We start from the raw sequence: 14,243 nt of genomic DNA on the forward strand, positions 1-14,243 counted from the left end.
GAGAATCACTAGGTTTCATCTCTCGCTCGTTCGACTTGCATGTGTTAGGCACGCCGCCAGCGTTCATCCTGAGCCAGGATCGAACTCTCATCTTATATCCGTGTTTCCGAAGGAAATTCGGATGCCGCCCAGCCGGCGAGGCTGGTTTCGGCTTTAGCCGAAATCAAACGAAAATGCCTGCGCAAAGCGCATTCAAATGGCATTTTCTCTGATTTCATGTTAAGAGATTTCTCTCTTTAAGTTCATCCCGTTCAGAACTCACTAGCTTAGCTTGTTCTGTCCGTTATTCTTTACTGCGAATAAATTCGCTTGACCTCTTTGGTCGTTTGCATTGAAGTCTTTCTCATATCACTACCGGAGGTCGCCATCCGGCTTGAGGCCGTCTGACGATCCTGCTTTCGCAGGATGGCGATTAGAAATCGCCACATATCGCTCCGAAGTTTTTCTTCAGAAAAACTTCTCCGCTCTGAAAATCTAATTCTTAGAATCTTCAGGGTCTGTGTATTAATCGATCTTTGATTTTCAAGGTTCTTTATGTGCTTTTCAGGAGAACTGTTGTTTAGCTCTCGCTGACAGCTTGTACACTATAGCAATTCAAAATTTGAATGTCAAACACTTTTTTGAAAAAAATTTCAGTCCACCTTCAGCATCCTGTAACCTATACCTATGTGTGTCTGGATATAATGCGGAGAATCCGGCATAATAATCTATCCTCAGCTTTCCGTTTGTGTAGACAGAACTGTCGGAAGAGGTATCGTTCTTCATCAAAGCAAGGCGCCTTACTGTAACGCGAAGTCTCGCAAGCAGCTCCTCCACCGAAAATGGTTTTGTCAGATAGTCGTCCGCACCTGCGTCCAATGCCTCTATCTTGTCGGCATCATCGCGTCTTGCGCTAATGAATATGACAGGCATGTTTGACCAGCCTCGTATCTGCTTTATGACTTCTATTCCGTCCATATCAGGGAGTCCCAGATCCGGAAAAACGACGTCAGGATTGTGTGATGATGTCATCATGACAGCCTCATTACCGTTCTTTGCTGTTAAAAATCTGTAATCATGAGTCTTTAATATGGACAGCCAGATCCTGCCAGATGAGGAAGCCGATTCCACCTATGATGATCAAAGAGGAGAACTGTAAGTAAAAAGGATGTGTCATGGAAATCCTGAGGCACATCCTTTTCCTGTACATATTTGATGTATTTATCAGTTTTCTGCGAGGCTCAGCTTCACCCTGAAGGATATCTGTCTTTCTGTAGGCATGTCATCGAACTTTATGGTGTAGGCATTCTTATCCATATCTATATCCTTTATGGTGCCGTCTCCGAAGGCTTTATGCCGGATCCTGTCTCCGATTCTGAAGAGATCAGAGTGAGCTGTAACCCGGAAGTGAGAATCCACGAGCTGTATATAGCTTCTGGTCTCGGACAGTAGTGAAGCCTTGGGAGCTTCAGTGTAGCTGAGAAGCTCCGGGTCTATATCCAGTATGAATCTGGAAGGGTACCTCGGTGATCCGTCGAAGTTCCGCCCCGCTGCTTCTGAAATGTAGAGTCCCTTTTCAGCTCGGCTCATGGCGACAAATGCGAGACGTCTCTCCTCTTCCATGCCTTCGAGAGTGTTGGTCTTCTTGGACGGGAATATACCCTCCGACATGCTGCAAAGGAAGACATATGGGAATTCAAGCCCCTTTGCGGTGTGGACTGTCATGAGACGGACCCTGTCAGTGGTATCCCGTACATCCATGTTGGAGAACATGGAAACATTTTTGAGGTAAGATTCAAGATCTGTCTCTTCACCTGCGCTGGTCTCAAATTCGAAAACCGACTGCTTTAATTCAGCCAGATTATCGAGACGTTCCTGCGAGCCTTCTGTACGGAGCATCTTTTCATAACCGGATTCGTTAAGGATGGAAATAAGCACCTCGGAGATGTTCTTCTCCTCATATGAGGAGGCGTATTTTTCAATGAGAGCTATGAACTTCTGAGCCTGAGTTCCCTTGAAGAGCTCATTATCCACATTCTTAAGAAGTGCTTCATAGAGAGTTCCTCCATGCTCCTGAGTATAGTCTTCGAGAAACTTCATGCGGCGGACACCGATGTTGCGCTTGGGAACATTGGCGATACGACGGAATGACAGGTCGTCCTTAAATACCACCATTCTGAGGTAGCAAAGGGCATCCTTTATCTCCATACGCCCGAAGAACTGAACTCCGGAATAAATGGTGTAAGGTATCTTTGATTTAAGGAACACTTCTTCTATGGTCCTCGTGACATAGTGGGCGCGGTAAAGACAGGTTATATCCTTATACTCCACTCCCATCTGGTGCAGGGTCTCAATGTTTTTCACTATCCATGTGGCTTCCTGCACAGAGTCGTCCGCCAGATGACAGACAACAGGAACTCCTGCCGGAAGGACCGGCTTCAGATCCTTGGACACTCGCTGCCTGTTCTTACTGATGAGAGAATTGCAGACCTTCAGGATCTCAGGTGTGGAACGATAGTTATCAAGCATCATGATGGTCTTTGTGCCGGGAAAATGCCTGTCAAAATCCAGGAGGTATTTAACATTGGCACCTCGCCAGGTGTAGATGGTCTGGTCAGGATCCCCAACTATGAAAAGATTCTTGTGATAGGCACAGAGAACCTCCATGAGACGGTACTGCAGAGGGTCAATATCCTGAAATTCGTCGATCTCTATGTACTCAAGCCTCTTTTGCCACTTAAGAGCTATGTCAGGGTGCTCCTGAAATATGTAGAGACTCAGTATGATGAGGTCGTTGTAATCCACAGCGAAGGTCTTACGCTGCTGGTAGAGGTAGCCATAGAAAAGGATGTCATTCACCTCAGTGGCGTCCATATACTTCTTGTGCAGCTGATCGATGGGAAGATTTATCATATCGAGAAAATATGAAGGCTCGGATATGCACTTTCGCATCTCGAACATGTCACGTGCGTTTCCGAAGGTCTTGTCCCGGAGGGTAAGCCCACGTTCCTCGTATATGATCTTCAGCATCTCGTCTATGTCGCCGTTATCCAGCACCATAAAGCTCTTCGGATAACCTATGGCATGGCTGTCCTCCTGCAGGATGTTCACGCAGAAACCATGGAAGGTATTGATATAGCCGGTGTCGTTGTCTCCGGTGAGCTTATGGATACGCTGGCGCATCTCATTGGCGGCCTTGTTCGTGAAGGTGACACACAAAATGTTCCCGGGGAGTACTCCGAGATCGTTTACGAGATATGCAAATCTGTGTGTAAGCGCCCGGGTCTTTCCGGAGCCTGCGCCTGCGATAACACGGACGAAGCCTTCTGTCGATGTGACTGCGTCAGTCTGTGCTTCATTTAATCCTGCCAGAATATCTTCCATATAACTTCTTCCCTAATAATGTATGGTTTTTGCTGCTATCATCAGACTGTTACCAGCGGAGACAGCTTGCCATCTGACAGAATGATGATCTTTTCTGTAGCTCTGGAGATGGCTGTGTACAGACGATGTCTGAAAAGCGGTCTGTCAGGATACTCTCCTGCTGTTACATCCGGGAGGATGACTGTGTCAAATTCGAGACCCTTTGCAAGCTTAAGCTCCATCATCACGACTCCGCTCTTAGGGAGCGCCTCGTAGGAACGGACTACGTGAGGAGTATCCTCTCCGAGACTTCTGGTGATGAGGTTGATGCCTGAACGATCCTCGCAGATGATGGCAGTGAGACCTTCCTCACGGGTATTCTCAGCGATGACGGCCTTCAGCTTATCCACATATTCGTCATGAGTCTCACAGGATATGATGGTCGGCTCTATTCCCTCTCTCTGAACAGAGTTTGTCTGTATGCGTATCTCCTTCGGAAGAAGTCCTGTGAACAGCTTCGTGATCTCCGGTGAAGAACGGTAGCTGGTCATAAGTGAAAGGTTCGTAACTTCCTTTCCCTGAGAAGTGAACCAGTTCTCGATATCCTTAAAGGTAGCTGTTCCGCTGTGGATAGACTGGAACTCATCTCCCAGCATCATGAAGTGGGCATTTTTAAAATATTTGGTCATGACCATGAGCTGTGCCTCGGTGTAATCCTGAACCTCATCCACGATGACATAGCGGGTATTATGGTCGCTGAAGCCTGTGAGTGACATCTTGAGGTAGGTGTACTCCGCAGGAGTCAGATCATCCTTTCCGAGTATATGCTTACCTATGGCCTGGATATCCAGCCAGTCGAGGCTTCTGATCTTCTCAGCCACGCCTCCGAACTGATTCTCGTCAGGATCCTGATCGTCGAAGCTAATGTCATCGGCCCCCAGCTCTTTGTTCTTACGTTCCATCTTTCTCGCGTTTTTACGGGCCAGTTCCTGAAGATCCTCAATTGCTGTCTGGATGATCCATGAGGTGGATGAAGAATTTCTGTATTTGCGAAGAACCCCTGCGATCTGCTTCTTATCGAGGACGCGGACACGCTTCAGGTTTATGTTGTGGAGGTAATGCTCATCCAGCTTAAAGCCCTTAAGTCCCTCGTCGATCTGATGAAGAGAATCAGCCTCGGTGATATCAGCCTCACCCAGACTGTCAACTCCCAGAGAATCAAGGAAGTCTGACCATGTCATGGTGGTAGGATTTGCCTCTCCCATCTCAGGAAGTACATGGTCTATATACTGCTGGAAAACCGGGTTAAGGGTTATGAGACATACCTGATTCGGACGGAGGTTTTTACGTCTTCTGTAGAACAGATAGGCTATTCTCTGCAGAAGCACTGAGGTCTTTCCACTGCCGGCGATTCCCTGAACCAGAAGAACAGGAACATCCGGGTGTCTGATGATGGCATTCTGCTCTTTCTGTATGGTCTCGGTGATGGACTGCATCTTGTCTGTACGTTTTCTGGTGAGAGAATGTATAAGGAGCGGGTCCTCCAGCGCGATCTTTGTATCGAAATAAGCCTTCAGAACATTTTGCTCTATATCGAACTGACGGCGGAGCTTCAGATCCACAGGGATCTTTCTGCCGTCAACCTCGTAAGAGGTCTCGCCCATCTGCTGATTGTAGTAAACCTCTGCAATAGGGCTTCTCCAGTCGATCACAACAGGCTCGTGATCTTCATTGGAAACAGAGGTGGTTCCTATATAATAGGACTCTTCCTCGGTTTCATCAGGGAACTGCACATCGATACGGGCAAAGTAAGGTCTCGGTAAAAGTCTGTTGACCTTGGACAGGGCTGTACTTACGGTACGGCTGCTGATATTAAGCTCTTCAACCGCACGGCTCATGGTCTCAAACTCAATGAGAGTCTCCTGAGACTCCTCGATACCGACGAAATCATACTGGAGATCATCACTTACGGTGTTCTTTTCCTCCTGAGCCTGGTTCTGGAGATCTATAAGCTCCGCCTCCATCTGAGATTTCATATTGGTGAGCTTGTTATAGAGCTCGTTCAAATGGTTCTGTTCTTCTGTAAAAATATTATCCTGCATATCCTCAAATCTTTCTGTTATACGGTGACTGCCCCGGGAAAAAATCCCGCTATTCTATTTTTATCGAGCTTTTCACCGATTATTATTAGTACATCTTCTGTATGATTAGCCATAGAGCTTAGGTTAATGCTCTCTTTTGTGGCATTGATCTCTAAAAATCCACTATCTGACAAGGCCATGAAGCCTTTGATCCTGATAATGTTTCCGGCGTCAGTATCCTGCAATAATTTACTGATACGATCCCGGATATCTGCTTCGTCTGTTCTGAAGCCAAAGTAAAAAAGGGACTGAAAGTCACTGTTATCAGAAAGCGGCAGCTTCACATGACTTGCATGCATGAAGCCTGCGTTCTTTATAGACTCAAAGTCCTGATCTGTAAATGTCTCCCAGTCCTTTGCTATTATGTCCTTTTCAACGGAAAATCTTCGTCTGCAATTATACTTTTCCAGTGTTTCGTTCAGGTGGTTTACTATCCTTCCGGAAACGCTGACCGTGTCTTCTGATTGCAGCTTGCTGATAATCAGTTTTCCGGCACAGGCGCTTTCAGACATGAGAAGATACTCAGCTTCCGGAGAAAGCAGTTCTTCCCGGCTTCCGTCAACTATGCTGATGACAGAGCCTATCTCATACCATCTGTCCAGTGGACTCTCGCAAAGAGTATCAAAGAACTCATCGATATCGTAAATGCCGCTTGGCTCAATGATGACTCTGGTGTAACCGAGCATCCCCATGCTGATGAGCTTGGTCCTGAATCTTCTCTGGTGGGCTTCATGTCCGTCGCCGCCAACCACCATCTCGAGCTCGCAGTTAGAACCAAGAAGATCGTTCAGCATGACCATGTCAATGTTTATGGCGCCGTAGTCGTTCTCAAGTATACAGATCCGCTCACCCTGGTCTATCAGATATTTTGCGTATTTTTTTATAAAGCTTGTTTTTCCGGAACCTAAAAATCCGGTAATCAGGTCAATTTTGATCAATGTGCTGGATATTCCTCCAAATAAGTTTAGGTTTCTGAATGCAGCCGCTTTCTGTCAGTTCAGCTCCTGACGAAGCTTTTTTAGTGCTCTTTGCTCTCTCTGACGGATGGCTTCGATGGAAACACTGTAAAGTCCCGCAATCTCCTTTAAGGTATGCTGCTTACCGTCATAAAGTCCGTAACGCAGTACCAGGGTGTCCCGCTCATCGTCGGAAAGAGTGTTCAGAGAACGATACAGCTCCTGATGAAGTTCCTGCTCTATTACGGTATCCTCTACATTTTCCTGAGACATCTCGAGGTCTCCGAGTTCAGAGGCATCATCCTCGTCTTTTCCTATCTTTCGATTCAGAGAAGTTGTTCCCAAAACTATATTGCTGAGGCGAAGACACCTCTCTACCTCTTCTTCTGAGAAACCGGTGTCCTGCATGATGGCGTGGACCATCTCCGTACCTTCGAGATGTTCGAGGTCATATTTTCTTACTACAGACTGAACCTTAAAGATTCTCTCAAGCTGATGGTTTGAAAGTCTGATTCCGAAGCCTGCATTGTATATCTCTTTTACTATACTGTCGCGGATCCAGTAGACCGCATAGGTGGAAAACTTGGTTCCGAAGGAAGGATCGTATTTTTTTGCAGCTCTGATGAGACCGATCTTTCCGACACTCTCCAGATCCTCTCCGCTAAGAGTGTGGTTTGAAATATTAACATAGTTTCGGACGATCTGCATGATGAGACCCTTGTTCCTGTTGCAAAGCTCAGCTTCCGCTTCGGATGCACCTGTACCATTCTGGATCGCTTCCACCAGTTCTCTATTCTCTTTTTCAAGTGCTTCGTAGTCGATGGTTGAGTTATCCAAAATAAGCCTCCGAAAAATGGAAAAATTTAGTTTTGTCCGAAATAATCTATCTATTGTAACATCACAAAAGTTACATGTGAAGTGGTCCGATACCGACTTTTGACAGTCACGTCAAAATATGGTCGTGTATCGTGGTACTTTTATAGAATAGCATATATAAATTAAAACCGAAAGAGTGTTCTTTTATATTCTTCGTTATAGCGATAGAACCGGCTATGATGTTATGACGAAGGAGAAAACGAGCAATAAAAAATGCAGTTCCGGATCTGTCCGGAACCGCATTAAAAAAAATCGGTTTAATCGTGATGCGGTGTCATATGCATCGCCATTCACTGATCATGCTCTGTACACAGCATGTACAATCCGCAATGGTTTATTTATTTCTTCTTGAGTTAAGGCTGATAACGTTTGAGCCTTCCTCTCCGTCTGTTCCGGCAGCAGGAGCTTCAGGTGCAGACTTTACAGGAGCCTGAGCCACTTCTACAAGCTGAGGAGCCTCACGGCGCTCGATGACCATGCCCTGTCCCTTAGGGTTGATGATGATACCGTTGTAGTTTCCGATAAATCTGTTAACTCCCTTAAAATCAGCGCGGATAGGCTTGAATGCTGAATCACCGAAGCTCTTTGAATACTCAAAGATATCAGTGAAAACAGGAAGCATGTTCTTGTTGTTAATGTTTATGACAGGAAGCTGAATGCGGTTGTTGTTCTTCTGTGCATCAGCTGCAGCTGCCTCTGCATCTTCTGTAGCCTGATTTGCAGCAGCTGTGTTCTCCGGAACATCTGAAGAAGCTGAATCATCATGCTCGTATGGGTTATCATCGTTAGTTGATGAAGCGTCCAGTGCGCGGAGCGGAATGATGAAGGTTGACTTAGGAACAAGCTGCATGATGCGGTTGAACTTGCCCTGAAGGATCTCCTGACGCTTTCCGTAATTTACAGGCCACTTGATCTCTGCAACATAGTCGATAAGAGCAAAGCTGAGTGCCGGATTGTATGGAGGGATCTTTTCAGGATCCTCATTGATATAGAACGGAGCTGAAATCTCGCTGCGGCGAAGGAAGCCCTTGTACCAGCCGTTGTCTACGATCACGTTCTCGAGACCAAGGAAGTACATGAAATCAAAGATCTTCAGCTGAACCTTTCCGTCAGGTCTCTCAGCATTGACAGACATACCTGGAACCTCGATGACACGAGTCATACGAAGCTGCTCGTCATAGAGCTTTGCTGCGATGTTTGCGTGCTCCTCGTCGAGGTACATCTGAGCGTAGCCTCCGTCCAGAAGTGGATAGCCGGTTCTTGCATCATAGATAACATAAAGCTTCTCAGCTGAACGAACGAGGTTCAGGAACTGATTACGGATCTTCTGATGATTCTGCTCGTAGTTGTCGAGAGCCTTCATTCTGTTGGCTGTAACCATAGCTACCTCAAGGAAAAGAACCTCCTGAAGTGAAAGCTCCTTAAGCATCTCAGGCTTTATCTCGGGCTCGAAGATGATCTTTCCGATCTCTGCCTTACGCTCCTCTGTGAGAGGGTCCTCGATGTTGGTTACAGGCATAACAGGCTGCTCGTTTGTTTCAGGTTGAGTCTCAGCCTGAGTCTCTGTCTGTGTAGCTGCTTCCGCTGTTGTCTCCTGAGTCTCTGCCGCCTCTTCGTTTCCTGCTGATCCGTTCACAACTGTGAGATGCGGCTTCTCCTCAGGCTTACGAACGAAAAGGTTTATAGGCATAAGACCGGGCCACTTAAGATCCTTATGCTCCTCTTCCTGACGCTTCACAGCCTGATCGTGCTGTTCCTGCTTCTGCTCCTCTATTTTCTGTTCAGCCTCAGCCTTTTTCTTGTTTCCACCAAAAAAGTCAAATAATGCCATTTTCTATGCTCCTGTAGATTTATTTTGCGGATGCCGTTGCTTATTTCGTAAGGTGCAAGCTCCTCATCCAGCATTTGTGCTGTGTGTAAAAGATTTACATACTTTCGAAGATTGCCTTTGTTAATCCACCAGTCATGCTGCTCCTTTTTCCCCTCACATTTCCCTAAACGAATGTACTCAAGCTGCAGCTTTCCGGCCCTAAGGCGAAGAGTTTCCAACTCCTGTTTCTTTCTTTCGTAATATTCTTTGGTCATTTTAACCCCACATGAGTGTTTATTATAACAAAAAAGCCGAAAGCTTGCATTAGTTTTAATGCAGGGCTTTCGGAAAAAATGATTACAGTTTTCTTTAAGCGTAAATAGTGTTTCCGGTATGGTCACACTGCATACCTGGTGGAGCTACGTGAGCTCGTGACTGTTCATATCATCACAGAAGCCCCAGTTCCTTCATGGCATATGCTATGCCGTCCTCTTCCACCCGTTTGGTTATAAAAGGGTCAAATGCCTCAAGCTCGGGAGCGTGCTTGCCCATAGCGATATTGTTGCCGCAGGCCTTGAACATCTCTATATCGTTAGTGCTGTCACCGAAACCGTAGGCTTCGTCTCTCGTGAGTCCGAGGTAGTTGAGCATGCGGTCTACAGCATTGCCCTTTCCGTGCCCTTTCGGGACATTCTCGTAGAACCCCTTTCCACGGTCTATGATATGGAACATACCTGAAAAATCCTTTATAAATCCCTCAACATCAGAGGGATTATGGCTTGCCCAAGACTCTCCCTTTTCGTTTCCCAGTCCATCATCCGAATGAACGCAGAACTTTGAGATCTCGTAATCACTGTCATAATCCGATGCATCAAGACCGTTTTCCGAGCGAATGAAGGCATCCATGTAGGTGTAATACTCCCTGAAGATGGGATGCCTGTCTAAAAGCTCCTGAGAAGGCTGACAATGCCATCCGTCCCTGCCTTCAAGGTAGAGAAGCATGCCGTATTTGTCTGAGACCTGTTTGAGCTGCTCCTTCATTTCTCTTGATAATTTATAGTAGTAGACCGGAGAGCCGTTATATATGAGCTCCGTTCCGCAGCCGCAGAGAAAACCGTCAACATCGACAAGCCCCTGTATCTTTTTCAACATGCCGCTGGTCCTGCCGGAATTTATGAAGACCTTGTTTCCAAGCTCTCTCGTTCTCCTGATGGCCGAAAGTGCGCTTTCCGGTATCCTGTGTGTTTTTTCGTCAAGTAATGTTCCGTCTACGTCAAAAAATAATGCTTTCATATACTGTGTCCTGAGATGTAATTTATATAGATTCGTCCTTTATTTCCACCACCTGTATGCAGCCGTTTCTTTCCTTCTTTGCACTGTAAAGAGCCTTGTCGGCATTCTGGAAAAATGCCCATTCACGGTCGTTTTCCGTAGGAGTTTTGATATAAAGACCCTGTGAAATGGTGACAGGATCCTTGAATTCGATGCCTGTCGAATCTATGTATTTCTTAAGGAGAGTCTTTATGGTCTCTGTGTATGAGATCATCTCCTCGGGATGCATACCGTAGTACAGAATGAAAAATTCGTCTCCGCCGAACCTGGATACTATGATCTCCGAATCCTCAAGAAGCTGTAAATGCTTCTGTACGGAATTCGTAGCGGCACTTTGAGCCTCGAACTTTTCAGCCTTGTGCTGCTGATGAATAAGTATCAGCTTTTTCAGAACCTTTCCCAGTGTTTTCAGGACAATGTCTCCTACCTGGTGGCCGTAGTTGTCATTTATCTCCTTGAAATGGTCGAAGTCAAGCATTTCCACTCCGAGAGGTCTCAGATTGTAGGAAGCCTCAAAATATTTTGTCAGCTTCTCTTCCATGACACGTCGGTTGGGGATCTCCGTAAGGGTATCCATGCGGACTTCTATCTCCAGATTCTTCTTCTCCTTACTGATCTTTGCGATCTCCTCCTTGGAGTCAAAATATGAAAGGAGCATCTTGCCACTGGCTTTTTCATCAAAATCATGAAACTTCCAGTAGCGCTTAAGCTCAGGCAAAAGCTTTTCTGTGTTGCCGGTCTCTTCGTAGTAGTTTATCCGCTTTCGGCTGATATCCTGCAGATGCCAGTAATAGTTCGTGTTCTTAAGTATCCCCTCGAACATGTCTGCCACTTTGAGCATATTGTCGTAATGCTTTATTTCAGAAAGACGGTTCAAAAAGTCGTTGATTATCAGGAGGTACTCTCCTGCATGGTCTGCTATCTCCAGACAGTTATCTATGGCCTGCTTCTCCACAAGTGCTGCGTCTGGAGCATTGGTCCAATACTTATAGAAAAACTTCGGAACGTAGTTATACGGCGATTTTTTGAACATGGGCTTCAGTTTCAGGATATTTTCAAAAGGCTCCAGGTAATATTCGACCTTATCGTACTGCTTAAGGGCAGTGAGGGTCATGATGAGAGTCGCATAATGTATGGGAAGTGAATCTGTCTGGTTGATGAATTCCGGATACTTCTTTACTATCAGGTCTGCCTTCAGGGAATATTTCAATGATTCTGCATACAGGTTTTTGAAGTAAAGGCACTGTGCGAAATGCATATAGCTTTTATAGATGGATAGCGGCAGGTTCTGCTGCTCTGCGATCTCCAGCTCCCTGGAATAAGCTTCGAGAGCGTTTGCGAGATTTCCCTGATTCATATATGATACGCCCAGCATGGAGATTACATGGCAGGCTGTGTCGTAGTCCTTGTAACTAAGTAAAAAATGACTGGCTGTGTTGAAATATCTCGTACAGTTGTCGGTGTCTGACAAAATAAAGTAGGCATAACCAAGGGAGTAGTAAAGCTCGCCGAGAACATCATACTCGTTTGCGGCGTTTGCTTCTCTCATGATCTCAGAAATAAGAGTTATACATTTTTGCGGGTCAGAACGGGAAATTTTTTTGATCTTAAGATATTTCTTTCTGAAGGTTTCAGAGTATTTTCCCAGGGTCATGGTTCACCTCTAGTAATGCGCAGATAATATAAAAATCGGGGTCTTAAACGTCCTTTTAAAAGGAAATAATAAAATCCAACTCCTTATACTTTACTATATTTTGAGCGAGGGCTCAATCCGATTTGATAAAATGACCGTACGTGCAGCCTGAGGCTGATGTCGATCCTTTATAGAAAGAGTAGATGATTCGGGATTGAAAAAGATCCGCGGAATGATTTATGGTCATTCCGCGGATCTTTATAAAGGAAAAGAATTAATGTGAAGGTACAGATTGATAAGGTACTTTGCTCAGATCCGGCCCGTTCCGGTATCTCAGACATCATCGATCAGAACAGCAGGTTCGGTATGAACAAAGTAAGGTTCGGGAAGTATGTGACTATAAAGAGCGCCACCAGAAGTGCCACGATAAACGCCATATCTTCCTTTACAAATTCAGGAATGGTGCACTTTGTGATGCTGCACACAGTGAACATCATGGAACCGAAAGGCGGTGTCAGACCACCGATCATGATATTTACGATGATGATGAGACCGAAATGAACGAGGTCAACACCCATAGTTGAAACTACAGGAATAAGGAGCGGTGCAAGGATGATCATAGCAGCTCCGCCCTCCATGAACATACCTACGATGAGAAGTATGCAGTTAATGATGAAGAGCATCAGGTACTTGTTTGATGTAATGCTGAGAAGTGCCTTGGAGATAAGTCCGGGGATTCCCTCCCATGTCATGTACTGGCCGAAAACATTGGCAGCTACGATGATGAGAACTACACCTGCCGTACCCTCTACAGTTTCTTTGAGGATAGGTGCGATGTGCTCAGGTTTTAATTCCTTGTATATAAATGAACCAACGATTATACAGTAAAGTACTGCTACTGCTCCGCACTCTGAAGGTGTGAAGATACCGATACGCATGCCGCCGATGATTCCGAAGGGGAAGAATATAGCCCAGATGGAATCGAGAGCCTGCCGTCCTATCTCCTTTGCTGTGGCTGGCTTCTCTCTCGTTGGCTTATAGCCTCTCTTTTTGGAAATGATGTGTACTGTCACCATAAGGCAAAGTGCCATGAAGATGCCGGGAATGTAACCTGCCATGAACATCTTTCCGACGGAGACATTGGCGATAAGAGCGTAAATGATGAGATTGATTCCTGGCGGGATGACCGGTGTTACTGCGGATGAAGCAGCTGTGATTGCTGCGGCAAAGCCTCTGTCATAGCCACGGCGTTCCATCTCTGGAACCAGCATCTTCGCTTCCATGGCAGCGTCTGCATTGGCTGAACCGGAAACACCTCCCATAAGCATGCTGAGAAGTACGTTTACCTGTGCAAGGGCACCCGGCATATGACCTGTCAGTACGTCCGCAAAGGACATGAGCTTCTTACTGATTCCGGCATAGTTCATAATGGAACCTGCCATTACGAAGAAAGGGATGGCAAGAAGTGAGAAGGACTGTGAGCTCGTGATGAACTTCTGAAGGATAAGATGTGAAGGTGATCCTGTGTTGGCAAATGCAAAATAGGTAAGGGTCGCGCCGAACAGTGCATAGGCGATGGGAATACCGGTGAAGTATAAGATCAACACGATAAAAAGCGGGGTTAATCCTGACATCGTTTAGACCTCCTTTTCTGTGTTTTTCGGGAAATCTTTGACCATCTTTACCAGATGAAGGATCGTGTAAAGAGTTGTAAGCCCGAAGCCTACGATAAGGGATGAGCTTACCCAGGCTGAAGAAATTCCGAGAACGGATGTAGCGATTTTGTGGGTCTTGTCAACGTAAATGCAGGCAAGGTAAAGAATATATGCATTTACGGCGAAAAGCACCAGCTGAACGATTATCTTCACGATCTTCTGTAGAGTCTTCGGCAGCATGTTCACCAGCATGTCGATGCCGAGCTGTGTACCATTCCGATATGCTCCGGCACTTCCGATGAAGATCGCCCATACAAAGCAGTTTGTGGCGACTTCTTCACTCCAATATATACCCTTGTTCAGAAAATATCGGAAAAATACATTTGTGAGGACCAAAACCGTCGTGATGACAATCAGGAGGGCTGCAATGGCTTCCTCTGGATTCTGTCGTATGAATTTTTTCATATGCGCTCATCTCCTGTTTTTAAAGCTATATAG

Annotated in this window: 10 protein-coding genes, 1 rRNA gene and 1 pseudogene; all 12 read right to left on the bottom strand. The window is 45.9% G+C overall.

From position 1 onward, the window contains the following. A 16S ribosomal RNA gene (locus BXO88_RS16720) occupies positions 1–95 on the bottom strand; the annotation flags it as partial. A gap of 586 nt (positions 96–681) precedes the next feature. Beyond that, positions 682–1,110 (bottom strand): annotated as a pseudogene (locus BXO88_RS10160) (response regulator); the annotation flags it as partial. 93 nt (positions 1,111–1,203) lie between these two features. Continuing rightward, positions 1,204–3,363, bottom strand: a complete 2,160-nt coding sequence (locus BXO88_RS10165) for an ATP-dependent helicase (RefSeq protein WP_078037627.1) — start codon at positions 3,361–3,363, stop codon at positions 1,204–1,206. A gap of 41 nt (positions 3,364–3,404) precedes the next feature. Beyond that, on the bottom strand, positions 3,405–5,444 hold the full coding sequence (locus BXO88_RS10170; protein ID WP_078037628.1) for a HelD family protein: 2,040 nt from the start codon (positions 5,442–5,444) through the stop codon (positions 3,405–3,407). A gap of 17 nt (positions 5,445–5,461) precedes the next feature. Next, positions 5,462–6,421 (bottom strand): GTP-binding protein, encoded by a 960-nt coding sequence (locus tag BXO88_RS10175; RefSeq protein WP_078037629.1) that lies wholly within the window; start codon positions 6,419–6,421, stop codon positions 5,462–5,464. Positions 6,422–6,475: 54 nt separating this feature from the next. Continuing rightward, entirely contained in the window at positions 6,476–7,276 is an 801-nt protein-coding gene (locus tag BXO88_RS10180; RefSeq protein ID WP_078037630.1) for a sigma-70 family RNA polymerase sigma factor, read from the bottom strand. A 373-nt stretch (positions 7,277–7,649) separates the two neighbouring features. Continuing rightward, entirely contained in the window at positions 7,650–9,146 is a 1,497-nt protein-coding gene (locus BXO88_RS10185) for an SseB family protein (protein WP_078037631.1), read from the bottom strand. Then, entirely contained in the window at positions 9,086–9,400 is a 315-nt protein-coding gene (locus tag BXO88_RS16545; RefSeq protein ID WP_078037632.1) for a hypothetical protein, read from the bottom strand. The genes BXO88_RS10185 and BXO88_RS16545 overlap by 61 nt, the downstream gene beginning before the upstream one ends. A gap of 172 nt (positions 9,401–9,572) precedes the next feature. Then, positions 9,573–10,418, bottom strand: coding sequence for an HAD family hydrolase (locus BXO88_RS10195; protein ID WP_078037633.1), 846 nt, complete (start codon positions 10,416–10,418; stop codon positions 9,573–9,575). Positions 10,419–10,440: 22 nt separating this feature from the next. Continuing rightward, positions 10,441–12,111: a diguanylate cyclase domain-containing protein gene (locus tag BXO88_RS10200; RefSeq protein WP_078037634.1), complete on the bottom strand. Its 1,671-nt coding sequence runs from the start codon at positions 12,109–12,111 to the stop codon at positions 10,441–10,443. A gap of 326 nt (positions 12,112–12,437) precedes the next feature. Beyond that, positions 12,438–13,724 carry a TRAP transporter large permease gene (locus tag BXO88_RS10205; protein ID WP_078037635.1) on the bottom strand — a complete coding sequence of 429 codons (1,287 nt, stop codon included), beginning with the start codon at positions 13,722–13,724 and terminating at the stop codon, positions 12,438–12,440. 3 nt (positions 13,725–13,727) lie between these two features. After that, positions 13,728–14,210, bottom strand: coding sequence for a TRAP transporter small permease (locus BXO88_RS10210; RefSeq protein WP_078037636.1), 483 nt, complete (start codon positions 14,208–14,210; stop codon positions 13,728–13,730). Between the last annotated feature and the right edge of the window lie 33 nt (positions 14,211–14,243).

The sequence above is a fragment of the Oribacterium sp. C9 genome (assembly GCF_002007235.1).
GTDB lineage: Bacteria > Bacillota > Clostridia > Lachnospirales > Lachnospiraceae > Oribacterium.